The sequence below is a fragment of the Roseateles aquae genome, from assembly GCF_032337115.1.
GTDB lineage: Bacteria > Pseudomonadota > Gammaproteobacteria > Burkholderiales > Burkholderiaceae_C > Roseateles_C > Roseateles_C aquae.
This window is the reverse complement of the sequence record NZ_JAVXZY010000011.1, coordinates 70797-93503: the sequence shown is the minus strand read 5'-3', so window position 1 is coordinate 93503 and position 22707 is coordinate 70797. Positions and strand designations below refer to the sequence as shown.

Genomic DNA, 22707 nt, shown 5'->3' with positions numbered 1-22707 from the left:
CGATGCTGAACGTGCTGTTCCTCTGCGGCCGCAATCAATGGCGCAGCCCCACGGCCGAGCAGCTGTTCAGCGAGCACCCGGGCGTTGACTGCCGTTCAGCCGGGCTGAGCCCCGATGCCGAGCAGGTGCTGGAGCCGGACCTGCTTGAATGGGCCGAATTGGTGTTTGTGATGGAGCGCGAGCATCGCCGCAAGCTGCAGTCGCGCTTTGCCGAGCTGCTGCGCGGCAAACGCGTCGTATGTCTGGACATTCCGGACAAATACCGTTTCATGGATCCAGCATTGGTCAAGCTGCTGCGCGCCAAGGTCACGCGGCACCTGCCTGCGGCTTGAGATCGGTTCGCCGACTTATGCAGATCTACCTCGGCGCCCTCAGCCGCCCCAGGTCTGCTGCCGGATCAGCGGGCTGACGCGGTAGCGTTCGCTGCGGTAGGCGGTGAACAGACCGTCGAGCAGCTCGGCCACCGGTGCGGCGCCGAGCAGGGCCAGCCATTCGAAGGGGCCGGCCGGGTAGTTGACGCCCAGCTTCATTGCCAGGTCGGCGCCTTGCGCATCGCAAACGCCTTGCCAGACCGCATCGGCGCCCTCATTGACCAGCATGGCCAATGTGCGCGCGACCACCAGGCCGGGCACATCGCGCAACACCAGCGGCTGCCAGCCGAGCAGCAGCAGCAGCTGGGCGGCGGCCTCGCGGTGCGCATGGCTGGTGTGCGGCGCAAAGGCCAGGGCCAGCGCGTCGGTGCGATCGGGGGCCACCGGCCAGTCGATCACGCCGAGTTCGGCATGGCGGCGTTCATGGGCCAGCTGCGCGGCGCTGTGGCCGCTGCTCAGATGCAGCTGCAGCTCGCCGAGCTGCAGGCCGCACCAGTCGGCCGATTCGCCACGGGTGAAACTCAGGCCCTTGTGCGTCAGCCAGTCGGCCAGGCGCTCCAGCAGCGCACCACGGCCGACCACGCTGAGCGCGGGCAAGGCTGCGGCCGAGGCGGCGGGCGCGGCAACCGGCAGCGGCGCTGCGGGCACGCCCTCGTAAAAGCCCTTGCCGGCCTTGCGGCCCAGGCGCCCGCCATCGACCAGCGCCTTTTGCACCAGCGAGGGCACATAGCGCTTGTCGCCAAAGTTGGCGTCGTAGACCGATTGGGTGACCAGGTAGTTGGTGTCGTGGCCAATCAGGTCCATCAGCTCGCAGGGGCCCATGCGAAAGCCGACACCGCGCAGCGCCCGGTCCAGCTGCGCCGGCGTGCCGGCCTGTTCCTGCAGCAGCGCCAGCGTCTCGGCGTAATAGGGGCGGGCGATGCGGTTGACGATGAAGCCCGGCGTGCTCTTGGCATGCACCGGCGTCTTGCCCCAGCGCTTGGCCAGTGCGTAGATCGACTCGGCGACACTGAGTTCGGTCTCGGCGCCGGAGACGACCTCGACCAGCTTCATCAGTGGCACCGGATTGAAGAAGTGCATGCCGACCAGGCGCGATGGCGTCGTCATGCCATTGGCCAGCGCGGTGATGCTGATCGACGAGGTGTTGGACGCGATGATGGCGTCGGGCGGCAGCAGCGCGTCGAGCTCGCGCAGCAGCGCCTGTTTGGGCTCCAGCTTCTCGATGATCACCTCGACGACCAGCGCGCACTCGGCCAGCTCGGCCGTGGCCAGGGCCGGGCTGATGCGCGCCATCACGGCGTCGCGCTCAGCCTGTTCCATGCGGCCCTTGGTCACCAGGCTGTCGAGCGCCTTGGCGGTTTGCGCGATGGCTGCTGCTGCGGCGCCTTCGCGCACATCGAGCAGGCGCACCGGGTGGCCGGCCTGCGCGGCGACCTGGGCAATGCCGGCGCCCATCACGCCGGCGCCGATCACGCCGATGCAGGCCTCGGCCGGCGCCGTGCTGGCCACGCGCCAGCGGCTGTGTTGTTCGGTAAAGCTCATGGCATGTCTCCGGGCCCTTAGGGGCCGCTCGTATTCAGGAATGCAGACCACAGAGTCACTGAGACACAGAGAAAACACAGAGGAAAAAACGGAGGGGGGAAACACGGAGGCCTTCTGTGTTTTCAACTCCGGCTGTTTCCTCTGTGTCTCCGTGTCTCTGTGGTCGGTTCTTTGATGGATGTCGGTTCTTTGATGGATCAGCCCCAGGCCGGCGGGCGCTTGTCGAGGAAGGCGGCAAAGCCCTCGCGGGCCTCGGCGCCGGTGCGCACGCGCGAGATGGTCTGTGCGGTCAGTTCGCGCACCTCGGCCGTCACCGGGCCGACTTCGAGCTGCGCAAACAGCTGCTTGATCTCGCCCTGGGCCTGCGGGCCATTGGCCAGCAGCTCGCTGATCCAGCGTTCGACGGCCGCATCCAGCTCGGCCGGCTCGACCACCTCATGCACCATGCCCATCGCCAATGCCTCGGCGGCGGCGATGCGGCTTGCCGTCAGCGCCAGCCGGCGCGCCTGGCGCGGGCCGACGGCATTGATCACATAGGGGCCGATGACGGCCGGCAGGATGCCGAAGCGGGCCTCGCTGACGGCGAACTTGGCATCGCTGCTGGCCACGGCGAGATCGCAGGCCACCGTCAGGCCGACGCCGCCGCCCAGCGCCAGGCCCTGCACACGGGCCAGCGTCGGCTTGGGGCAACTGGCCAGCTTGTGCAGCATCTCGGCGAACAGCCGCGCGTCGATGAGGTTGGCTTCCTGCGTCGCGGCGGCGGCGCGCTTCATCCACTGGATGTCGGCCCCGGCGCTGAAGGCCTTGCCGGCGCCGGCCAGCACGATCAGGCGCACATGCGGGTCGGCGACCAGCCGGTCCACCGCCTGGCTCAGTTCGGCGATCATCGCCTCGTTGAAGGCGTTGAACACCTCGGGGCGATTCATGGTCAGGTGGGCGACGCCGCGCGCATCCACCTCGATATGCAAGGTCTCCACGGTCTTGAAACTCCTGGTAATCGCAGGAGTATCGCCGCTGTCGCTCCTCGCCTGGCTGCCGCTCAGGGCTTGGGCGGCAGCAGGCTCACGAAGACCTGGCTGACCAGCTGTTCGCCGCCCATGTCCGGCCCGGCGTTGGCGACCACCAGGGCGCCGTCGCCGCTCTCGGGAAACAGGGCCACCAGGGCGAACCAGTTGCCGTCGGAGCCGCCGTGCAGCAGCACCGGTCCGGGTCGGCCGGCGACGCTGGCCTGCACCCCCCAGCCCAGCGCGGCGGGCGTCTTCTGGCTGGCCGGCAGCGCGCCGGCCCGCAGGCTTTGCAGGCGTTGGTAGCTGTCCTGGCTGAGCAGCCGGCCTTCGCCACGCGCGCCGGCCAGCTGGTCCAGACAGAAGCGCGCCCAGTCCTGCAGGCTCATGCTGACATTGCCGGCCGGCGCGAACATCAGCGGGTTGCTGTCCTCGGGGCGCAGCGCCGGCTTGCCTTTCAGATGGCCGCGCGGCTCGCCGGCGCCGGTCGTGCCGAAGGCCAGTGAGTCCATGCCCAGCGGCGCCATCAGCTGTTCGCGCATCAGCGTCTCCCAGTCCCGGCCGGTGTGGCGCTCGGCGATCACGGCAGCGAGGATGAAGCCGGTATTGCTATAGCTGATCTTGCTGCCCGGCGGGGCGATGGGCTTGTCGCGCAGCGCACGGCTGACGTAGGCCAGGCGCTGCGCCGGCAAGGCCCGCCGGTCGTGGGCAAAGCGCTCGAAGAACTTCAGGTCGCTGACGTTCTCGGGCAGGCCGGCGCGATGTGAGAGCAGCTCCAGCAGCGTCACCTTGCGGTAGGCGCTGTGCATGCCGGCCTTCAGCTCCGGCAGCAGCTCGGCCAGCGGCGTGTCCCAGGCGAGGCGGCCCTGGTCCACCAGGCGCGCGATCAGCGCCGCCGTGATGGGCTTGCCGTTGGAGCCGATCAGCCAGCGGTCGCCCAGCTGCACCGGGTCCTGGCCGTCATTGCGGCGCTGCCCGGCCACGGCCAGGCGGTTCAGCTGGCCAGCGCGGATTTCGGCGGCGGCGATGGCCGGCACGCGGCTGCCGTGCAGCGCCTGCTGCAGCTGGGCTTCGAGCGTGGTGTCACCAATGACGGGCGGCTCGGCCGCCGTGGCGCTGGCGTGCAGGAGCAGGCTCGTGCCGGCGATGGCGAGCAGCTGGCGGCAGAAGGCACGGCGCAGGGACGGGCGGCGGGTGGGGCGCAGGGACATGAACAGCTTCCATCGATCAGAGCAGGCCGGCGGCCCGCGATACCGATAGCCTTTGCAAGCCTCATGCCTGCACCTGGCCCCTGGCCTGACAAGGACTTGGCGCACTGTCCGGTGTCCGCGGACAGTCCGCGGACAGGCACTGGACACTCAAGGTGGCGGCGCGCGCAGCTCCTCATCGCCATGCGCGTTGCGCCGCCCGGTCGGCTGCCAGCCCTGGCTGCGGTAGAAGCCGGGCGCGCGCAGGCTGGGGTCGGCGGCGCCCCACAACCAGGCAGGCGGGCTGCCGGCGGCGCGCAGGCCGTCCAGCGCGGCCTGAAGCAGAGCGCGGCCGAGGCCCTGGCCTTGATGGCCGGCGCGCACGGCGAGCACCAGCACCTCGCCTGAACCCGGGTCGGCGCAGCAGAAACCGTGGACCACCGCGTCGCGCTCGACGACCCAGCTCAGTTGCTCGCCGCGCTCCAGCGCCTCGCGCTGGCTGTCCGGCGTGATGCCGAGGAGCGCCAGGCGCTCGGGCGCGATCGCGTTGTCCGGCGTCTGCGCGCGCACCTCGAAGGTGGCGGCGATGTCCTGCGCCTGTGTGACGCGCAGCCGGTAGGCCGGATTCATGGCAGCAGCGGCCTCATGAAGCTGCGCTCGTAGCTGACGATGCAGCGGGTCTGCTCGGCGTAGGCAAAGGCGGCCTGGCATTCGGCGTCCTGCAGCGAGTCGCGCCGGTACTGCTCGTAGGCGGCCAGGCTGTCGAACGAGAACAGCGCCAGCGCGATGTTGTTGGCGCCCTCCGACGGGAGGAAGTAGCCATGGTGCTGGCCGCCGAAGCGCTGCACCAGGGGAATCCAGAGCCGCGCGTAGTGCTCGAACTCGGCCAGCTGGTAGGGGTCGATCTGGTAGCGGATGGAGACGGTGATCATGCGTGTCTTTCAGTCCTTGGTGCGCTCGGCCAGCACCTGGCGGCTGATGCCACCCAGGCGGATGAAGCCGTCGGCCTCGCGCAGCGGCTCGCAGGCGGCCAGCAGGGCGGCTTCCCAGGCCTGCTGGGCGGCCTCATCGAGCCCGGCCATCGCGCGGTTCAGGCCGAAGCTGCGCACCCAAGCGATCAGGTCCTCGGCGTCGGCCGCTTCCATCACCGGCACCCATTGCTGCTCGAGCGCCAGCAGCTGCAGGCCGGCGGCGGCCAGGTCCTGCTCGATGCGCGATTGCTCGGCATAGGCAAAGGTGCCGGGCTGGGTCAGGTCCGGTAGCGGCAGTTCGCGCCAGGGCGCCAGCACGCGGCGTGGCAGCGTGAAGAAGCTGGCCTGCTCCGGCTCGACCCACAGCGCGGCGACGAAGCGCCCCCCCGGCTTGAGCACCCGGCGCACCTCGTGCAAGGCAGTGAGCGGCTGCTTGAAATACATCAGGCCCCAGCGCAGCAACACGGCATCGAAGTGGGCGTCGGCCAGGCCGTCGAGTCGCTCGGCATTGCCTTCTCGCAGCTGCAGCAGGCCGGCGGGTAGCCCCACGGCACTGGCGCGCTCCCGTGCCAGGCTCAGCATGCTGGCGTCCAGATCCTGGGCCAGCACCTGTCCTCCCGGGTGAACGCGCCAGGCCGCGGGAATGGCCGGCTCGCCGCGCCCGCAGGCCAGATCCAGCACCTGTTGTCCGGGCGCGAGTGCGGCAAGTTCCAGCATGCGCTGGCTCAGCGGCGTGCTGAGGCGGCGCTCGGCCTCGTCAAAGCGGCGCCAGATGGCTTCCAGGCTGGACGCGCTCATCGTTCGGCCTCGCTCAGCGCAGCCGGCAGTTGCGCGGCGATCTTGCCATCGCCATAGCGGCGCAGTACCTGTGAGATGACCACCTGGTAGCCGGCCAACCACTCGCCCTGGCGCGACTTGGCCTGCTGGTGGCGCGGGTGCTGAACCAACTGCTGCAAGGCCTGCAGCGAGTCCCAGTAGTACACGTTGGAGACCAGGCCGGTCTCGGCATTGGTCCAGCTCTCTTCGCCCAGATAGCCGGGGATGGCGCGCGCAAAGGCGGCGATGTCCTGGTCGATGCGGTGAAAGTCCTCGTCGAACTGGCCGCTGGCGAAGATGAAGGTCGAGCTGTACATGGGGCGTGGTACCGGATCACATCTGTTGAAGGGAGGGCAAGTATGCGGCACCGTCTTTGCCCTGCGGGAAGTGATGCGCGGCACCCCGCTCAAGCGCCGTCAGTGCCGCAGACTGCCATGGACAAGGGCCTGACAGCCCGTCCATGGCGCTTCAGGTACGCGCCTCAGATCGACAGGAAGGGCCCGCGTATCTCAAAGGTCATGCCACCGCTGCCGCTGCCCGTGGTGCCGCGCTGGGAGCTGAAATACAGCCGTGTGCCGTCGGGGCTGAAGGCGATGCCTGTCATCTCGCTCTGGTTGTGGCCTTCGAGTTTGACGATCGGTGCAACCTCGCCACTGGGGCGTATCACGCAGATCTGCATATCGCCACCGTCTTCGGCCACATAGACATCGCCCAGCTGGGAGACGATGACGTTGTCGACACCGGTGAGTACCGGATTGTTCGAGGTGTTGTCGTCGTAAAGAATGTCCAGGCGGTTGGCGGCGGTCTCATAGGCCCAGACGCGGTTGTCGCCCTTGGTCGTGAAGTAGACGACGCCGTTGTGGAACCAGCAGCCCTCACCGCCGTTGAAGCTCGAACTGCCGCTGACCTGCCTGCGCGTACGGGTGCCGGAACTGCTGGGGTTGGGCGTGGGGACGGTCAGCCATTGCAGGCTGTATGGCGCCGCGCTACCGACCCGCTTGGCCACTTCCAGCGTGCCGGCACTGAGGTCATTGGCCTTGGCCGGGCGGAAGCGGTAGAAGCGACCGTCGCTCTTGTCCTCGGTCAGATAGATGTAGCCGGTCCGGCTGTCAAAGGCCAGCGCCTCGTGGTCGAACCAACCCAGCGCATTGCGCACCACCGGCGCCTTGACGCCATAGGGATCGCATTCGATCACCCGGCCGCGGTCGACCTCTTCGCAGGACAGCCAGCTGCCCCAGGGTGTCATGCCGCCCACACAGTTGCGGTTGCTGCCGCTGCAGATCGAATAGGCGCTCAGGATGCCGCCGTTGGTGTCGAACTGAATGGCCGAGGCGCCGCCCTTGCCGCCATCGAGTTCGCAGTTCGAGATATAAATCCAGCCGCCGCCGCTGCGTGGCAGGCAGGCGCCGCCATCGGGCGTGCTGTGCCAGCTGTAGCCGGTGTTGCTCACCTTCTGGCCGCTGCGTGCGATCAGGCGCGAGCTGAATCCTGAGGGCAGACGCAGGCCATTGGCGTCGGGGGCCTGCAGAGGGCCGATCGCCAACAGCGAGCCGATGGCTTGCAGCGCACCGCCGCTGGACGGGTTGGCCGGCAGCGCCGGAAGTCCTTGAGCCCATGCGCTCGCCGGACCAATCGAGACCATGCCGGCCCCGATCAGACTGCGGCGCAGGAAATCACGGCGTTGCGCCACATCATCATGCGGCAGCGGGGTGCTCGTGCTCAGCAGCTTCATAGATCGATCTCCTCTCGTGGTGGAACCGGCACATGCCGGTCTGGCGATCTTGAAGGCGCTGGGCGATTTATTGATGTCAACACCATCACTTTTAGTACTAGCAACTAAACCATTGCTTTGCTTGCGGGCCAGTGGCGGCCGAGGTGTGCAGACCTGCCATGGCCAATGATCAGCTGCAGGAGGCTCAGTCCGGCTTGGACTCGGCGGCCCCGGCTTGCATCCGACCGCTGGCCGATTTCAGTTCGCCGCGCGCCTCCACCAGACTGCCGGCGCGGCCCAGGCCGAAGGCCGGCATATTGACGTAGACGTTCTCGTAGCGCCCGGGGCCGGCCAGATAGGTTTCGTGCCAGATGCCGACGCTGCCATCGCTACCCACCTTCTGATTGAAGGCCTGCCAGGCCGGCAGATGGGCGGCATTGCGCTGGTGCGCATAGCTCAGCAATTGCTCCATCGAGCGCCAGTACTGGACCAGGATGATGGTGCGCGAGAACCACATCTCGGCGTGCAGAAAGCCCAGCTCCGGCTGGCGGCTCAGCTCGCGGATCATCCGCGGCATGGCGCTGGCTGCGGGCCACCATTTGTCGACCCGCAGCGGCTTGTTGATGCGCATGCCGATCAGGAAGACGACGAAATCGCCATCAAGGCGGGCTGTCATGCGTTCGGTGTGGATCATGGGCGCGGGCAGAGCTAGGTGATGTGCGCAATGTAGCGGCTGGCGCAGGGGCAAGGCCGCGCAGACTCGTGTCGGCCCTGCACAATCGTGCGCATGGCAGAAACCCCGTTTTTACAGGCCTTGCGCCTGCCCGGTGTGGCGGCTGAGGCGGTGTTGCAGGTCGAATGCCAGTGGCTGCAGCCCTCGGCACCGCGGGCCGCGGCACCGCTGATCGTGTTTCTTCACGAAGGCCTGGGCAGCCTGGGCCAGTGGCGCGATTTCCCGCAGCAGCTGTGTGAGGCGCTGGGTTGCCGCGGCCTGGTTTATTCGCGTCCCGGCTATGGCCGCAGCACGGCGCTGCCCGGCGAGCGCGACTGGCCGGTCGACTATCTGCAGCGCCAGGCCCGCGAGCAGCTGCCGGCCTTGTTCGATGCGCTGGGCCTGCAGCAAGAGCGCCTGCTGCTGTTCGGGCACAGCGATGGCGCCAGCCTGGCGCTGCTGTTTGCAGCGGCCTTTCCCGATCGCGTCGCGGCAGTGGTGGCGATGGCGCCGCATCTCTTCGTCGAGCCGCTGACGCTGCAGGGCTTGCGCGAGGTGCGCCGTGCCTACGAGGCGCCGGGCAGCGAGTTGCGGGAGGCGTTGGCCCGTCGGCACGCCGATGCCGATCTGGCCTTCTACCGCTGGAACGAGGCCTGGCTGCGGCCGGATTTTGAACACTGGAATATCGAGGCCGAGGTGGCCGCGATCCGCTGCCCGGTGCTGGCGCTGCAGGGGGTGGATGACGAATACGGTACTTTGGCGCAGATCGAGACGATAGGGAAACTCTGCAGCCGTGCACGGGTGCTGGCGCTGGAACAATGCGGCCATTCACCACAGCGTGATCAGCCCGAGCGGGTGATCGCGCTGTGCCATGCATTTCTGGAGGATTGCGCTTGAAGATCTGCCCCGCGCCGAAGGCTGATGCGGCGGGCTGCCGGCCCGTGGAGTGCTTGTGAGCCTCGGCCCGTCGCGGCGCACGCTGATCAGCGCGGGAGTGCTTGGCGGCCTCTCGCTGTGCGCGCCGGCGCGGGCGGCCGAGCCGCAGCTGATCCGCCACAGCCTGATCGATCTCGGCCAGCCGCGCAGCTATCGTTTCTCCGTTCTCAAGCTGCTGCTGGACAAGACAATGCCGCGCCACGGCGCCTACCAGCTGCAGCACGTGGAATCGGGCACGCAAAGCCGGGCTTTGCTGCAGCTGCAGCAGGGCGAGCTGGACGTCTGGGCCAGCATGAGTTCGCAGGCGCGTGAAGCGGCAGCCATTCCCATTCGTGTCTGCCTGCGCCGGGGCCTCAACGGCATCCGCCTGCCGATCGGTCTGCATGCGCGCCGCCTGGAGCTGGACGCGGTGGCGGACCTGTCCACCGTGCGGCAGCTGCGTTTTGCCCAGGTCGAGAGCTGGCCGGACAGCCAGGTGCTGGAGCGCAATGGCTTCAAGCTGCAGCGCATCCAGCGGCTGGAATTGTTCGAGGACATGCTGCGCCTGGGCCGCTTCGATCTGTTCGCGCTGGCGGCCGACGAGGCGCACGGCATCGTCGAGCCGATGCGTGGCATCAAGGTGCTGGAGCAGTGGGCGCTGGCCTACCCCTCGGTGTACTACTTTTTCGTCAACAGCAAGCGCCCCGAACTGGCCGAGCGCCTGCGTGAGGGCTGGGACCTGGCCCTGTCCGACGGCAGCTTTTTTGCGCTGTTCGAGCAATGGGCCGGGCCCGAGGTGGCCCGGGCACGGCTGGCGCAGCGCCGCTGGCTGGCCTTGAACAACCCCGATCTGCCGCTGGACAGCCTGCCGCTGCAGGACAAACGGCTCTGGCATCCGCTGGTGCGCGAGCGGCTCTACCGCGCTGGCAAGGCTTGAGTCAGCATGAGCCGCGCTGCTGCCTCGTTGCCGCGCCGGCGCCTGCTGACCGCCGCGCTGGCCTGGCCGGCACTGCGCTGCGGCGCCCAGCCCATGCTGGAGATCCGCCACGGCATCGACCTGCGCCCGGGCGCGCCGGCGATCTTTCGCTACGAGCTGGAAGTCCTGCGTCTGTTGCTCGACAAGACCGCGGCGGAGTTCGGCCCTTACCGCTTGATGGAGCAGCCGCCGATGAGCCAGGCGCGCTCGTTCCGGCAGCTGGCCACCGGCGATCTGGATCTCGCCGTCGCGCTGACCTCGCGCGAGCACGAGGCGCTGGCCGAGCCGCTGCGCGTTTGCCTGCATCGCGGTCTGCTCGGCGTGCGGCTGCCCATCGCGCTGAAACGGCGCAGCGCTGAGCTGTCGGCCCTGCCGGATCTGGCGGCACTGCGCCGCGAGCGCATCGCCCAGGTCAGTGGCTGGCCCGATTTGGCGGTGCTGCAGGCCAATGGCCTGCAGGTGCAAAGCCTGCCGCGGCTGGAGCTCTTCCCCGAAGCCTTGCGCCGCGGTCGCGCCGACCTGTTTGCCCTGGGCGTGACCGAGGCGCAGGCCATCGTCGAGCCGCTGCCCGACTGCCGCGTGCTCGACGACTGGTTGATCGCCTATCCGGCGGCCTCGCACTTCTTCGTCGGCCGGCATCGGCCCGAGCTGCTTGGCCGCCTGCATGCCGGCTGGGAGCTGGTGCTGGCCGACGGCAGCTTTGCCGCGCTGTTCGAACGCGTGCTGGGCCCGGCGGTGGCCCGCGCCCGCCTGGCCGAACGCCGCTGGATCGTGCTGGCCAACCCGGACTTGCCGGCGCAGACGCCGCTGCATGAGGCCAGGCTCTGGCATCCGCTGCTCAAGGGGCGTTTGCTGCCTGTGGCAGCGCCCTGAACGCCGGCCACGCGGATCGCAGTCAGGCGGTCAGCGTGGCTTCAGCCGCATGCTCAGGCCCACCGGCGTCATCGTGAAGGCCAGCAGCTCGGCGGCGGCTTGGCCGTCGGGGGTGTCGACGCTGCCGATGCGGAAGTGGCGCAGCAGCGTGGCCATGGCCAGCTTCATTTCCAGCAGGGCCAGATAGCGGCCGGGGCAGATGCGCGGGCCGGCGCCGAAGGGCATGGCGATGCGCTTGGCGGCGCTGGCTTGCAGCCCAGGCGCGGCGGACTCGCCGCTGTCGCCGCCCGCGCTGAGCCAGCGCTCGGGCAGGAAGCGGCTGGCGTCCTTGAGGTGCTGCTCGCTGACGCTGTCGCTGCGCATCAGGCTGATGACGATCTGGCCGGCACGCACCTGCACATCGCCGATCTGGGTGTCGCGCAGCGCCTGCAGCGGGATCTGCGGCGCCACCGGCTTGAGCCGCATGGACTCGTGGATGCAGGCTTCCAGGTAGTCGAGCCGACCCAGCTGTTCCAGCGTTGGCGCTTCGCTGCCAGTCAGCTCGGTGGCCAGTTCCTGTTCCAGCCGGGCCAGGCATTCGGGATGCTGCCAGAGCAGCTCGATCAGCCAGGCCAGGCTGTTGGCCGTGGTGTCCTCGCCGGCCAGCAGCATGGTCAGCACATTGCCGGCCACATCGCCGTCCTGGATGCCGCTGCCGGGCTCGTCGGCGGCCTTGATCATCGCCTCCAACAGATTGGCGGGCTGTTCGCGCCGGGCCGGATCGGCGGCCATGCGGGCGCGGGCGGCGGCGATGAAACCGTCCACCGCGGCCAGCACCGCGGGGATGCTTTGCTTGAGCTCGCGGTCGGCCTGGCTGGGCCACCAGCGCCAGGTGGGCAGCGGGGTCAGGATGCGGCGGAACAGCGCGGGGAAGATCTTGTCGAGGTGCTGCTGGATGATGTCCTCGTCGGACTCCAGCGTGTTGACCTCGGCGCCAAAGGCCAGGCCGGCGATGGTGTCCACCGTGTAGCGCATCAGCTCCGGCTGCAGCTGGATGGCTTCGCCGCGCTCGGCCATGCCCTGCCAGCGGCGGCGCAGCCGCTCGGCCACCTTCAGCATCGAGGGAAAGTAGTGGCGCACATGGGCCGGGTCGAAGCTGGCCATGACCATGCGGCGCTGGCGTGCCCAGGCCTCGCCGTTGGCGCCGAAGACGCCGACCGGCAGGCCCATCTCGGTCCAGATCATGCCCAGCCGTTCGGTGCGGCGAAAGCCATCGGGGCGGTCGCGCAGCACCTGGGCCACCAGCTTGTGCTCGCCCACCACCATCAGCCTGAAGCGCCCCAGGCGCAGCCGGTACAGCGGCCCGTACTGCCGTGCCCAGGCTTCCATCTGCTGGTGCAGCCGCGGCCGGTCCAGCGACAGCAGATGGCCGACGATGGGCAGCGCCGGCGGGCTGGGCAGGTCTTCATAGCGACGCAAGGCGGTGGCGCCGGGCTCGGTGCTGATTGTGTTCATCTGGCTCCCCGTGGTCTGCGGCGATGGTAGCCGGCCGGGCGGGGCGCGCTGTGCACAATGTCCGCCGCGCTTGTCCGGACAGCCTGTCCGGCCACTGTCCGCGGACACATTTGCCGCCGGGCTAGAAGCGCTAAGTCATTGATCGACAAGGAAAACGACCGGCTGCCGTGGCTGGCACGAGGCTTGCGATCTTCAGGCCGTCGCCCGCTGTCCGGGCTCAGCCAAGCCACCTCTTCCATGATCCGAGATACCTCTGCCCAAGACCAGGTTCTGACCCCACAGCGCGGCGGGCGTCGTCGTCTGGCCCTGTGGGCCGGTGCGGCGGCTGCCGTCGGCCTGGCCGCCTGGGGCGTGCCCAAGCTGGCCGCCAGCCTGTCCATCGGCCAGTCGATCAGCGCTTCGCGACTGAACGTCGCCGCGGCCGAAGTCGGCCCGCTGGTGCGCGATGTGGCCGGCGAGGGCAAGGTGGTGGCCGCCGTCAGCCCGACGCTGTATGCCGGCAATGCCGGCACGGTGACGCTGGCGGTGCAGGCCGGCGACCAGGTCAAGAAGGGTCAGGTCTTGCTCAAGCTGGTCAGCCCGGAGCTGGTCGCGCGGCTGGCCCAGGAGCGTTCCAACGCCGACGCGCTGAAGAGCGAGGCCCTGCGCGCCGAGGCCGATATCCGCCAGCAGCGCGCCCAGGCGCAGAGCAATCTCGATACCGCGCTGATCAACCACACGACGGCCAAGAACGATCTGGCCCGCCAGCAGCAGGCCTTCGCGGCCGGCGCCACCGCGGCCATGCAGGTCGAGCAGGCCCGTGATGGCGTGGCCCGCGCCGAGGTCGCGCTGAAGCAGGCCCGCGATCTGCTGAACCTGAAGGACGATGCCTCCAAGTTCGAGCTGGCCGCCAAGCGCCAGGCCTTTGAGCGCCAGCAGCTGCAGGTGCGCGATCTGGAGCGCCAGCTCGACGAGCTGAACCTGCGCTCGCCGGTCGATGGCCAGGTCGGCCAGCTCTTCGTCACCGACCGCATGAGCGTGGCCAAGGATGCCAAGCTGCTGTCGGTCGTGGACTTGAGCGCACTGGAAGTGCAGATGCAAGTGGCCGAGAGCTTCGCCCGCGAGCTGCAGCCCGGCATGCCCGGCAAGATCAGCGGCAATGGCCAGCAGTGGAAGGGCGTGGTCAGCTCGATCTCGCCCGAGGTCGTCAATAACGAGGTGGCGGCGCGGCTGCGCTTCGAAGGCAAGCTGCCCGAGCAGCTGCGCCAGAACCAGCGCCTCTCGGTCAGCGTGCTGCTGGACCAGCGTGATCGCGTGCTGACGCTGCCGCGCGGCAGCTTCATCGAAGAGGGCGGCGGCCGCTGGGCCTATGTGTTGCAGGACGGCGTGGCCAGCAAGCGCGCCATCCGCCTGGGCGTGCAAAGCCTGTCCAAGGTCGAGGTGCTTGAAGGCCTGAAGGCCGGCGAGCGCGTCGTCATCTCGGGCGCCGACAGTTTCCATGGCGCCGAGCGCGTCGCGATTTCGAATTGAACCCAGAGGAGAGAAACCATGCTGAAGATGCAATCGCTGTCCAAGGTCTACCGCACCGAGATGGTCGAGACCTATGCCCTGCGCAATTTCAATCTCGAGGTCAAGCAGGGCGAGTTTGTCGCCGTCACCGGCCCCTCCGGTTCGGGCAAGACCACCTTTCTGACCATCGCCGGCCTGCTCGAGGCCTTCAGCGGTGGCCGCTATGAGCTCGATGGCGTTGATGTCAGCGGCATGAACGACGACGCCCGCTCCAAGATCCGCAACCAGAAGATCGGCTTCATCTTCCAGGCCTTCAATCTGATCCCCGATCTGAACGTGCTGGACAACATCGAGGTGCCGCTGCGCTATCGCGGCATGGGCGCGGCCGAGCGTCGCCAGCATGCCGCCGATGCGCTGGCGCGTGTCGGCCTGTCGGCCCGGGCCAAGCACTATCCGGCCGAGCTGTCGGGCGGCCAGCAGCAGCGTGTGGCGATTGCCCGCGCGTTGGCCGGTGAACCCAAGCTGTTGCTGGCCGATGAGCCGACCGGCAATCTGGACAGCAGCATGGCGCGCAGCGTGATGGACCTGCTGGAAGAGCTGCATCGCGAAGGCGCCACCATCGTCATGGTCACCCACGACCCGCAGCTGGCCGCCCGCGCTCAGCGCAACGTCCATGTGATCGACGGCCAGGTGGTCGACATCGCCGCCGAGCTGCATCTGGACCCGGCCCTGCTGAAGGGCCATGTGGCCGCGGTGAGCTGATGATGAAAGGCGTTTGTTTTCCCCGGCGCGTCAGCTGGGTGCTGGCGGCGGTGCTGACGCTCAGTGTCAGCGCCCGCGCCGAAGACCTCTTGCAGGTCTATGCCCAGGCGCGCGCCAGCGATCCAGTGCTGGCCGGCGCCGCCGCCCAGCGCGGCCAGCAGCAGGAACTCTCCACCCAGGCCCGTGCGGCCTTGCTGCCGCAGTGGTCGCTGGACTACAGCGACAGCCGTGCCCAGCAGGACGGCGGCCGCACGCAAGACCTGAACAGCCGCGTCAGCCAGGTGCTGATCGATCTGGGCAAGCTGCGCAGCTGGGACGCTGCCGAGGCCCAGCTTTCGGCCCAGGACGCCCGCGTGCGCGCCGCCGAGCAGCAGCTCTGCGCTCGCGTGGCCAGCGTCTATTTCGGCGTGCTCTCGGCCGAGGCCAGCCTGGCCACGGCAATCGCCAATGAAGACGCTTTTGCCCAGCAGGTGGCACAGGCGCAGAGCCGCTTCGAGGCCGGCTTGTCGGCCCAGCTGGATGTCGACCAGGCGCGGGCCTACCGCGAGCTGGCCCGCGGCGGCACGCTGCAGGCCCGCGAGGCGCTGGCCGATGCCCGCGAGGCCCTGGCCCAGCTGACCGGCCAGATGCCCGGCAAGCTCAAGCCGCTGACGGCGCTGCTGCAGGCTCAGCCGCCGGCGCCGCAGGACGCGCAGGCCTGGGTGGAGCAGGCGCTGCAAGGCAACCCGACACTGCAGGCCTATGCGCTGCAGCTGCGCGCCAGCGAGCAGCGCATTGCTGCCGCCGGTGCTGCCCATCTGCCCACGCTGAGCCTGGGCCTGGACAGCGAACGGCGCAGCGGCAGTGCCGTGGCGCCGGCCGACGCCGGCCGCATGGTCAGCACCGTGGCGCTGCGCCTGAACATTCCGCTGTTCGCCGGCGGCGCCACCGAGTCGCAGAAGCGCCAGGCGGTTTACCAGCGCGATGCAGCGCGTGAGGACATGGAAGTCAGCCGCCGCGCTCTGGTGCGCGAGACGCAGGCCCAGTACCAGGCGGTGCAGACCAGTCTGCTGCAGATCGCCAGCGGGCAGGCGGCCGTCAAGGCGGCCGACCAGATGCTGGCCGCCACGCGCGCCGGCCAGACCCTGGGCACCCGCAGCATGACCGATCTGCTGCTGGCGATTCAAACCCAGTCCAACGCGCAGAACGCGCTGCAGCAGGCGCGGCACCGCTATGTGCTGGCCACACTGCTCTTGCAACAGGCGGCCGGGCGGCTCGGTGAAGCCGAGCTGGCCCAGGTCAATCAATTGCTGATGGAGAACACCTGATGCTTGGCTATTACTTCGAACTCGCGCTGCGCAGCTTCCGCCGCAGCCCCGGCCTGACGGCGCTGATGCTGCTGACGCTGGCCATGGGCGTGGCCGCCTGCATGACGACGCTGACGGTCTTTCACGTGCTCAGCGCCGATCCGGTGCCGGGCAAGAGCGACAAGCTGTTCTACGTGCAGCTGGACTCGCAGCCGCTGCGCGGCTTCAAGCCCGGCGACGAGCCGGCCGACCAGCTGACCCGCTTTGACGCCGAGGCGCTGCTGCGCGATGCCAAGGGCGTGCACCAGGCGGTGATGACGGCCGGCAACGTGGCCATCACGCCGGAGGGCCAGGGCAAGGCCTCCTTCTTCAGCCAGGGCCGCTTCACCAGCGCCGATTTCTTCGCCATGTTCGACACGCCCTTCCAGTACGGCAGCGGCTGGAGCAAGACCGAGGACGAGGCCAAGGACCGCGTCGCCGTGATCACCCGCTCCTTGAACGATGAGCTGTTCGGCGGCGCCAACAGCGTGGGCAAGAACATCCGCCTGCGCGGCAAGGATTTCCGCATCGTCGGCGTGCTCGACCACTGGCAGCCGGTGCCGCATTTCTATGACCTGACGATAGGCAGCTTCGGCGAGCTGGAAAAGGTCTTCATTCCCTTCTCGACCTCGCAGGAGCTGCGCTTTGGCGCCATGGGCAGCATGTGGTGCTGGGGCAATGTCACGGGCGACCCGCGTGGCGTCAATGCGCCCTGCGGCTGGCTGCAGTACTGGGTGCAGCTGGACACGCCGGCGCAGGTGAGCGCCTATCACGACTACCTGATGAACTACTCGGACCGTCAACGCGAGGCCGGCCGCTTCGAGCGGCCCAGCCGCGCGGTGCTCAGCGATGTGATGAGCTGGTTGCGCAAGAAACAGGTCGTGCCTGACGACATCAGCCTGCAGCTCTGGCTGGCCTTCGGCTTCCTGGCCGTCTGCCTGACCAATACCGTCGGCCTCTTGCTGGCCAAATGCCTGCGCCGCTCCGGCGATATCGGCGTGCGCCGGGCGCTGGGCGCCTCGCGGCGAGAGATCTTCAAGCAGTTCCTGGTCGAGGCGGGCAGCCTGGGCCTGGTTGGCGGCCTGCTGGGCCTGGGCCTGACCTTGCTGGGCCTCTGGGGCGTGCGTCATGGCGGCAGCCAGTACGCCCGGCTGATCGAGCTGGATCTGCCGATGCTGGCCACCACCCTCGGACTGGCCCTTCTGGCCAGCCTGATCGCCGGCCTCTTGCCTGCCTGGCGCGCCTGCCAGGTGATGCCGGCCATCCAGTTGAAGACCCAGTGAGCGACTAGAAAGCGACACCACCATGGACCTGATGCCCATCCTCGCGACGCTCAAGCGTCACAAGACCGCCGCCGGCCTGATCGTGCTGCAGGTGGCGCTGACCTGCGCCATCGTCAGCAACGCGCTGTTCATGATCTTCCAGCGCCTGGAGCGCATCAATGCGCCCAGCGGCCTGGCCGAGCAGGAGATCATCAGCCTGCGCATCTCCAGCCTGACGCCCAACCCCAACTTCGTGGCCCTGACCCGGGCCGATCTGCAGGCGCTGGAGAAGGTCGAGGGCGTCAAGGCGCGCACGATGATCAGCACCGTGCCCTTCGGTGACTCCCACCAAATGACCAGCGCCAAGCTGACCGCCGACGAGAACGAAATCGGCATCAACGTATCAACTTACCGCGGTAGCGAGGGCTGGCTGCAGACGCTGGGGCTCAAGCTGATCGCCGGCCGTGACTTCACGGCCGATGAATATCGCGACGAGAGTGTGGATGGCGAAGACGACGGCAATCCGGTCAAGGCCATCGTCATCAACAAGGCCCTGGCCGACCGCCTGTTCAACGGTGATGCCTTGGGCAAGTCCATCTACACCGATGGCGATGTGCCCAAGCGTGTGGTCGGCGTGCTGGAGCAGCTGATTTCCGCCCAGCCCACCGGTGATGGGGAGCAAGGCCGTTACGCGGTGTTCAGTCCGGAGCGGCCCAGCTATCGCAGCGGCAACTTCCTGCTGCGCACCAGCCCGGAAGCGCGCGATCGCGTGATGAAGGCGGCCATCGCGGCGCTGGCCCAGAACGATCCGCTGCGCATCGTCCGCGAGAAGAACAAGCTCTCGGACATGCGCGAGGCCTATTACCGGCAGGACAGCTTCATGGTCTGGCTCCTGATCAGCGTCTGCATCGCGCTGCTGATCGTCACCGCCTTCGGCATCGTCGGCCTGGCCAGCTTCTGGGTGCAGCAGCGCACCAAGATGATTGGCACCCGCCGCGCGCTCGGCGCCACCCGCGGCCAGATCCTGCGCTACTTCCAGGCCGAGAACTTCCTGCTCTCGACCATGGGCATCGTGCTCGGCGTCGCGGCGGCCTTTGGCATCAGCCTGATGCTGATGAAGTTCTACGAGATGCCGCGGCTGCCGCTCGTCTATGTGCCGGTCAGCGCGCTGGCGCTGTGGGCGCTGGGCCAGCTGGCCGTCTGGTCGCCGGCCCGTCGCGCCGCGGCGCTGCCGCCGGTGGCGGCGCTGCGAGGCGCTTGAGACCATGTTCGGCTACTACCTGGAGCTGGCGCTGCGCAGCTTCCGCAGCAACAAGGCCGTCACCGCGCTGATGGTGCTGGCCATCGGCCTGGGCATAGGCGCCAGCATGACGACGCTGACCGTCTACCACGTGCTCTCGGCCGATCCGCTGCCGGGCCGCGGCGAGCGTGTCTTCAATGTGCAGCTTGATGTCGGCCCGCTGGCCAGCCAGCGCGCCGGCGGCGAGCCCGAACAGCAGCTGACCCGCTTTGACGCCGAAGCGCTGCTGCGTGAAGGCCGCGCCCGTCATCAGGCGATGATGGCCGGCGGCGGCATCGTCGCCGAGATCGACGGGCCCGCTGCGCAAAAGCCGCGCCGGGTCGACGCGCGCTACAGCTCGGCCGACTTCTTCGCGATGTTCGGCGCGCCCTTCGCCCAGGGCCGCGGCTGGACGGCCGAAGACGACGCCCAGCATGCCCGCGTCGCCGTGATCAGCAGCCAGCTGGCCGAGCAGCTCTATGGCAGCGCCAATCCGCTGGGCCGCAGCCTGCGCCTGCAGGACAGCGAGTTCCGCGTCATCGGCGTGCTCGGTGCCTGGCGCCCGGTGCCGCATTTCTACGATGTGTTTTTCGGCGAGTATGTCGAGCCCGAGGATGTCTATCTGCCGCTGTCCACCGCGCACGAGCTGGTGCTGCCGCGCAGCGGCTCGATGAACTGCTGGGCGCGTGACCGGCTGAACGATCCGCGTGCGCTGAACGCCGCCTGCAGCTGGATCCAGTACTGGGTCGAGCTGGACAGCGCGGCCGAGGCGCCGGCCTTTCTGGCCTACCTGAATGAATACTCGGCCCGCCAGCAGGCGGCCGGCCGCTTCGAACGGGCGCCGAATGCGCGGCTGCGCAATGTGCAGGACTGGCTGCGCTACAAGCAGGTGCTGCCCGGCGATGTGCGGCTGCAGCTGTGGCTGGCGCTGGGCTTCTTGCTGGTCTGCCTGCTCAACACCGTGGGCCTGCTGCTGTCGCGCTGCCTGCGGGCGGCGCCGCAGATCGGCCTGCGCCGCGCGCTGGGGGCCAGCCGCGCGGCCATCTTCAGCCAGTTCCTGGTCGAGGCCGGCCTGCTCGGCCTGTTTGGTGGCCTGCTCGGCCTGGCGCTGGCCTGGCTGGGCCTGATGGGCGTGCGCCAGAGCCCGAGCGACTATGCCCGGCTGGCCGCGCTCGACCTGCCCATGCTGCTGGCCACGCTGGCCGTGGCCGTGATTGCCAGCCTGCTGGCTGGCGTGCTGCCGGCTTGGCGCGCCGCTGGCGTGCCGCCCGCCCTCCATCTGAAAGCGCAGTGATGATTCGCCTGCCCTCATCCCTGCAGGTGCTGCTGCATCTGCGCCCCATCTTCAGCAGTCTCCTGCGCCACAAGACGGCGGCCGGCCTGATCGTGCTCGAGGTGGCGCTCAGCTGCGCCATCATCAGCAATGCGGTGTTCCTGATCGGCCAGCGTCTGGCTGCCATGCAGATTCCCAGCGGCCTGCAGGAAGCCGGCCTGCTGGTGCTGCGCTACAGCAGCTATGCCAAGGGCCAGGATCTCGATGCCATCAGCACGCAAGACCTGGCCCTGCTGCGCGCGCTGCCCGGCGTGCAGAGCGCGGCCCTGGTCAACCAGCTGCCCTTTGGCAACCATTCCAGCAGTGGCGGCGTGTCGGTGCGCGCCGATGACGCCAGCGGCGGCTTCAATGTCGGTTGGTACAACGTGGGCGAAGGCTGGCTGCAGAGCATGGGCGTGCGCCTGATCGAGGGGCGCGACTTCAGGCCCGACGAATACCGCACGATCGCCCAGGTGCGGGCCGACGAAGGCCAGAAGGTCCGCGTGGCGTTGATCAACAAGGCGCTGGCCCAGCAGCTGTTCCCGGGCGAGTCGGCGCTGGGGCGCGAGATCTATCCGGGCGGGCCGGAGCCGGTGCAGGTGATCGGCATCGTCGATGAGCTGATCCGCGCCCGCCCCAGCGATCTGCGCAGCCAGGGGCCGGGCAGCCTGATCGTGCCGCTGCGCACCGATTTCTCCACCGGCCTCTACCTGCTGCGTGTCGACCCCGCGCAGCAGGACACGCTGCTCAAGGCCGCCACCGCGCGGCTCGACGCCGAGGGCGGCCGCCGCCTGCTGGCCAGCGCCCGGCCCTTTGCCGAGCAGCGCGAGGCCTATTTCCGGCAGGACCGCTATATGGCCGCGCTGCTCGGCCTGGTCTGCCTGCTGCTGCTGGTGGTCACGGCGCTGGGCATCGTCGGCCTGGCCAGCTTCTGGGTGCGTCAGCGCCAGCGGATGATAGGCACGCGCCGTGCGCTGGGCGCCACGCGGCGGCAGATCCTGCACTACTTCCAGCTGGAGAATCTGCTGCTCACCGGCACCGGCCTGTTGCTGGGCACGCTGGGCGCCTTCGGCATCAATCTGTTGCTGATGCTCAGCTACGAGGTGCCGCGGCTGCCGCTGGCCTATCTGCCGGTCGGCGCCGGCACGCTGCTGCTGCTCGGCCAGCTGGCGGTGCTCGGCCCGGCCCGCCGCGCCGCCGAGCTGCCGCCGGTGGCGGCGCTGCGTGCCTGAGCGCCGGCCGCAACACACTGGTCGCCGGGGGCTGCCAGCGGCTATGCTCGCGCCCCAATGAGAACCGTTCTGATCATTGACGACAACCCGGGCGTCGGCGAGGCCTTGTCGCTGCTGCTGTCGCTGCACGACATCACGCCGCTCTACGCCGCCAGCCCCGAGCAGGGCCTGGCCCTGCTGGCGCGCGAGCAGGTCGACCTGGTCATCCAGGACATGAATTTCAGCGCCGACACCACCTCGGGCGAGGAGGGGGCCGCGCTGTTCCAGCGCATCCGCCGCGCCTACCCGGATCTGCCGCTCATCCTGCTCACCGCCTGGACCCAGCTGGAGCGTGCGGTGGCCCTGGTCAAGGCCGGCGCGGCCGACTATCTGGCCAAGCCCTGGGACGATGCCAAGCTGGTGGCCAGCATCGAGAACCTGCTGGAGCTGAGCGAATCCAGCCGCGAGCTGAGCCGCCACCGCCAGGCCCGGCGCCAGCGCCTGGCCGCGCTGCGCCAGCGCTTCAAGCTCGGCGATATGGTGCTGGCCTCGGAGGCCATGATCGCGACGATGGAGATGGCCGGCCAGGTGGCGCGCGCCGATCTGCCGGTGCTGATCACCGGGCCCAATGGCTGCGGCAAGGAGCGGGTGGCGGCCATGCTGCATGCCAACTCGCGGGTGGCCGAGGGGCCTTTTGTCGCGCTGAACTGCGGCGCGCTGCCGGCCGATCTGATCGAGGCCGAACTCTTCGGTGCCGACAGCGGCGCCTACACCAGCGCCGTCAAGGCCCGCGAGGGCCGTTTCGAGGCGGCCGATGGCGGCACGCTCTTCCTCGACGAAATCGGCAATCTGCCGCTGGCTGGCCAGGTCAAGCTCCTGCGCGTGCTCGAGACCGGCCAGTTCGAGCGCCTGGGCTCCAGCCGCACGCGCACGAGCAAGGTGCGGGTGCTCAGCGCTACCAATGCCGATCTGCGTGCCATGGTCGCCGCCGGCAGCTTCCGCGAAGACCTGTTCTACCGGCTCAATGTGATCGAGCTGCGCGTGCCGCCGCTGGCCGAGCGCCGCGACGATGTGCTGCCGCTGGCCGAGCATTTCCTCGGGCCCGAAGCCGGCCGGCTCAGCGAGGCCGCCCGCGAGGCGCTGCTGGCGCATAGCTGGCCGGGCAATGTGCGCGAGCTCAAGAACGTGCTGGCCCGTGCCGCGCTGCTGGCCGGCGAGGGCGGCCCCATCCATGTGCAGCACCTGGGCCTGGAAGCCGCGCTGGCCGGCACCGCCTCGCGCAATATCGACGAGCCCAGCCGCGACACCGTGCTGGCTGCGCTGGACGCCGCCGGCGGCGTCGTCAGCCGCGCGGCGCAGCAGTTAGGTCTGTCGCGCCAGGCGCTGTACCGGCGCATGGAGCGTTACGGGCTGGCCAAGGAATGAATGTGGAGCCCCTCGTCCAAGGCTCGCCTTGGCCGGCCCCCCGAGGGGGCGGCGATGCTTGCCGGTGCGGC

At 68.9% G+C, this 22707-nt stretch carries 22 protein-coding genes; 12 read left to right on the top strand and 10 right to left on the bottom strand.

The window, feature by feature from the left end:
• Window positions 1-2 precede the first annotated feature (2 nt).
• Complete coding sequence (locus tag RQP53_RS21315) at window positions 3-332, top strand: low molecular weight protein tyrosine phosphatase family protein (RefSeq protein ID WP_315652715.1); 330 nt, start codon at window positions 3-5, stop codon at window positions 330-332.
• A gap of 39 nt (window positions 333-371) precedes the next feature.
• Here the strand turns inward: RQP53_RS21315 and RQP53_RS21310 are convergent, their stop codons facing one another.
• From RQP53_RS21310 to RQP53_RS21270, 9 genes are all read right to left on the bottom strand, one after another.
• The gene (locus RQP53_RS21310) at window positions 372-1913 is read right to left on the bottom strand and encodes a 3-hydroxyacyl-CoA dehydrogenase (protein ID WP_315652714.1); all 1542 of its coding nucleotides are present in this window, start codon (window positions 1911-1913) and stop codon (window positions 372-374) included.
• 197 nt (window positions 1914-2110) lie between these two features.
• Window positions 2111-2890: an enoyl-CoA hydratase-related protein gene (locus RQP53_RS21305; protein ID WP_315652713.1), complete on the bottom strand. Its 780-nt coding sequence runs from the start codon at window positions 2888-2890 to the stop codon at window positions 2111-2113.
• A 62-nt stretch (window positions 2891-2952) separates the two neighbouring features.
• Window positions 2953-4128: a serine hydrolase domain-containing protein gene (locus RQP53_RS21300; RefSeq protein WP_315652712.1), complete on the bottom strand. Its 1176-nt coding sequence runs from the start codon at window positions 4126-4128 to the stop codon at window positions 2953-2955.
• Between the two features lie 147 nt (window positions 4129-4275).
• Window positions 4276-4734, bottom strand: a complete 459-nt coding sequence (locus RQP53_RS21295; RefSeq protein WP_315652711.1) for a GNAT family N-acetyltransferase — start codon at window positions 4732-4734, stop codon at window positions 4276-4278.
• Window positions 4731-5036, bottom strand: coding sequence for an NIPSNAP family protein (locus RQP53_RS21290; RefSeq protein WP_315652710.1), 306 nt, complete (start codon window positions 5034-5036; stop codon window positions 4731-4733). The genes RQP53_RS21295 and RQP53_RS21290 overlap by 4 nt, the downstream gene beginning before the upstream one ends.
• A 9-nt stretch (window positions 5037-5045) precedes the next feature.
• Entirely contained in the window at window positions 5046-5873 is an 828-nt protein-coding gene (locus RQP53_RS21285; protein WP_315652709.1) for a class I SAM-dependent methyltransferase, read from the bottom strand.
• Entirely contained in the window at window positions 5870-6208 is a 339-nt protein-coding gene (locus RQP53_RS21280) for an antibiotic biosynthesis monooxygenase family protein (RefSeq protein ID WP_315652708.1), read from the bottom strand. The genes RQP53_RS21285 and RQP53_RS21280 overlap by 4 nt, the downstream gene beginning before the upstream one ends.
• Window positions 6209-6372: 164 nt before the next feature.
• On the bottom strand, window positions 6373-7623 hold the full coding sequence (locus RQP53_RS21275) for an alkaline phosphatase PhoX (protein WP_315652707.1): 1251 nt from the start codon (window positions 7621-7623) through the stop codon (window positions 6373-6375).
• 184 nt (window positions 7624-7807) lie between these two features.
• Complete coding sequence (locus RQP53_RS21270; RefSeq protein WP_315652706.1) at window positions 7808-8278, bottom strand: DUF4188 domain-containing protein; 471 nt, start codon at window positions 8276-8278, stop codon at window positions 7808-7810.
• A gap of 111 nt (window positions 8279-8389) precedes the next feature.
• Between RQP53_RS21270 and RQP53_RS21265 the strand changes: the two genes are divergently transcribed.
• From RQP53_RS21265 to RQP53_RS21255, 3 genes are read left to right on the top strand one after another with little or no spacing between them, the layout of a single operon-like run.
• Window positions 8390-9211, top strand: a complete 822-nt coding sequence (locus RQP53_RS21265; protein ID WP_315652705.1) for an alpha/beta fold hydrolase — start codon at window positions 8390-8392, stop codon at window positions 9209-9211.
• A gap of 55 nt (window positions 9212-9266) precedes the next feature.
• On the top strand, window positions 9267-10166 hold the full coding sequence (locus RQP53_RS21260; RefSeq protein WP_315652704.1) for a hypothetical protein: 900 nt from the start codon (window positions 9267-9269) through the stop codon (window positions 10164-10166).
• Window positions 10167-10172: 6 nt separating this feature from the next.
• The gene (locus RQP53_RS21255) at window positions 10173-11078 is read left to right on the top strand and encodes a hypothetical protein (protein ID WP_315652703.1); all 906 of its coding nucleotides are present in this window, start codon (window positions 10173-10175) and stop codon (window positions 11076-11078) included.
• A gap of 30 nt (window positions 11079-11108) precedes the next feature.
• Here the strand turns inward: RQP53_RS21255 and RQP53_RS21250 are convergent, their stop codons facing one another.
• Window positions 11109-12572: a cytochrome P450 gene (locus RQP53_RS21250; protein WP_315652702.1), complete on the bottom strand. Its 1464-nt coding sequence runs from the start codon at window positions 12570-12572 to the stop codon at window positions 11109-11111.
• 237 nt (window positions 12573-12809) lie between these two features.
• Here RQP53_RS21250 and RQP53_RS21245 point away from each other — a divergent pair, with 237 nt between their 5' ends.
• Genes RQP53_RS21245 through RQP53_RS21210 form a run of 8 tightly spaced genes read left to right on the top strand, consistent with a single transcriptional unit; the run spans window position 12810 to window position 22636 of the window.
• A complete protein-coding gene (locus RQP53_RS21245; RefSeq protein ID WP_315652701.1) occupies window positions 12810-14081 on the top strand; it encodes an efflux RND transporter periplasmic adaptor subunit in 1272 nt (423 codons plus the stop codon).
• An 18-nt stretch (window positions 14082-14099) separates the two neighbouring features.
• Complete coding sequence (locus RQP53_RS21240; protein ID WP_315652700.1) at window positions 14100-14822, top strand: ABC transporter ATP-binding protein; 723 nt, start codon at window positions 14100-14102, stop codon at window positions 14820-14822.
• 2 nt (window positions 14823-14824) lie between these two features.
• A complete protein-coding gene (locus RQP53_RS21235) occupies window positions 14825-16129 on the top strand; it encodes a TolC family outer membrane protein (protein WP_315652699.1) in 1305 nt (434 codons plus the stop codon).
• Window positions 16129-17430: an ABC transporter permease gene (locus RQP53_RS21230; RefSeq protein ID WP_315652698.1), complete on the top strand. Its 1302-nt coding sequence runs from the start codon at window positions 16129-16131 to the stop codon at window positions 17428-17430. The genes RQP53_RS21235 and RQP53_RS21230 overlap by 1 nt, the downstream gene beginning before the upstream one ends.
• Window positions 17431-17452: 22 nt before the next feature.
• Complete coding sequence (locus tag RQP53_RS21225; RefSeq protein WP_315652697.1) at window positions 17453-18670, top strand: ABC transporter permease; 1218 nt, start codon at window positions 17453-17455, stop codon at window positions 18668-18670.
• A 4-nt stretch (window positions 18671-18674) separates the two neighbouring features.
• The gene (locus RQP53_RS21220; RefSeq protein ID WP_315652696.1) at window positions 18675-19982 is read left to right on the top strand and encodes an ABC transporter permease; all 1308 of its coding nucleotides are present in this window, start codon (window positions 18675-18677) and stop codon (window positions 19980-19982) included.
• Window positions 19982-21232, top strand: a complete 1251-nt coding sequence (locus tag RQP53_RS21215; RefSeq protein ID WP_315652695.1) for an FtsX-like permease family protein — start codon at window positions 19982-19984, stop codon at window positions 21230-21232. The genes RQP53_RS21220 and RQP53_RS21215 overlap by 1 nt, the downstream gene beginning before the upstream one ends.
• A 57-nt stretch (window positions 21233-21289) precedes the next feature.
• Complete coding sequence (locus RQP53_RS21210) at window positions 21290-22636, top strand: sigma-54-dependent transcriptional regulator (protein ID WP_315652694.1); 1347 nt, start codon at window positions 21290-21292, stop codon at window positions 22634-22636.
• Window positions 22637-22707 lie beyond the last annotated feature (71 nt).

What these genes read in the sequence shown, in the direction of transcription:
- RQP53_RS21315 (WP_315652715.1), top strand. Translation starts at nt 3, where the DNA reads ATGCTGAACGTGCTGTTCCTCTGCGGCCGCAATCAATGGCGCAGCCCC.
- RQP53_RS21310 (WP_315652714.1), bottom strand. Translation starts at nt 1,913, where the DNA reads ATGAGCTTTACCGAACAACACAGCCGCTGGCGCGTGGCCAGCACGGCG.
- RQP53_RS21300 (WP_315652712.1), bottom strand. Translation starts at nt 4,128, where the DNA reads ATGTCCCTGCGCCCCACCCGCCGCCCGTCCCTGCGCCGTGCCTTCTGC.
- RQP53_RS21295 (WP_315652711.1), bottom strand. Translation starts at nt 4,734, where the DNA reads ATGAATCCGGCCTACCGGCTGCGCGTCACACAGGCGCAGGACATCGCC.
- RQP53_RS21290 (WP_315652710.1), bottom strand. Translation starts at nt 5,036, where the DNA reads ATGATCACCGTCTCCATCCGCTACCAGATCGACCCCTACCAGCTGGCC.
- RQP53_RS21285 (WP_315652709.1), bottom strand. Translation starts at nt 5,873, where the DNA reads ATGAGCGCGTCCAGCCTGGAAGCCATCTGGCGCCGCTTTGACGAGGCC.
- RQP53_RS21280 (WP_315652708.1), bottom strand. Translation starts at nt 6,208, where the DNA reads ATGTACAGCTCGACCTTCATCTTCGCCAGCGGCCAGTTCGACGAGGAC.
- RQP53_RS21275 (WP_315652707.1), bottom strand. Translation starts at nt 7,623, where the DNA reads ATGAAGCTGCTGAGCACGAGCACCCCGCTGCCGCATGATGATGTGGCG.
- RQP53_RS21270 (WP_315652706.1), bottom strand. Translation starts at nt 8,278, where the DNA reads ATGACAGCCCGCCTTGATGGCGATTTCGTCGTCTTCCTGATCGGCATG.
- RQP53_RS21265 (WP_315652705.1), top strand. Translation starts at nt 8,390, where the DNA reads ATGGCAGAAACCCCGTTTTTACAGGCCTTGCGCCTGCCCGGTGTGGCG.
- RQP53_RS21255 (WP_315652703.1), top strand. Translation starts at nt 10,173, where the DNA reads ATGAGCCGCGCTGCTGCCTCGTTGCCGCGCCGGCGCCTGCTGACCGCC.
- RQP53_RS21250 (WP_315652702.1), bottom strand. Translation starts at nt 12,572, where the DNA reads ATGAACACAATCAGCACCGAGCCCGGCGCCACCGCCTTGCGTCGCTAT.
- RQP53_RS21245 (WP_315652701.1), top strand. Translation starts at nt 12,810, where the DNA reads ATGATCCGAGATACCTCTGCCCAAGACCAGGTTCTGACCCCACAGCGC.
- RQP53_RS21240 (WP_315652700.1), top strand. Translation starts at nt 14,100, where the DNA reads ATGCTGAAGATGCAATCGCTGTCCAAGGTCTACCGCACCGAGATGGTC.
- RQP53_RS21235 (WP_315652699.1), top strand. Translation starts at nt 14,825, where the DNA reads ATGAAAGGCGTTTGTTTTCCCCGGCGCGTCAGCTGGGTGCTGGCGGCG.
- RQP53_RS21230 (WP_315652698.1), top strand. Translation starts at nt 16,129, where the DNA reads ATGCTTGGCTATTACTTCGAACTCGCGCTGCGCAGCTTCCGCCGCAGC.
- RQP53_RS21225 (WP_315652697.1), top strand. Translation starts at nt 17,453, where the DNA reads ATGGACCTGATGCCCATCCTCGCGACGCTCAAGCGTCACAAGACCGCC.
- RQP53_RS21220 (WP_315652696.1), top strand. Translation starts at nt 18,675, where the DNA reads ATGTTCGGCTACTACCTGGAGCTGGCGCTGCGCAGCTTCCGCAGCAAC.
- RQP53_RS21215 (WP_315652695.1), top strand. Translation starts at nt 19,982, where the DNA reads ATGATTCGCCTGCCCTCATCCCTGCAGGTGCTGCTGCATCTGCGCCCC.
- RQP53_RS21210 (WP_315652694.1), top strand. Translation starts at nt 21,290, where the DNA reads ATGAGAACCGTTCTGATCATTGACGACAACCCGGGCGTCGGCGAGGCC.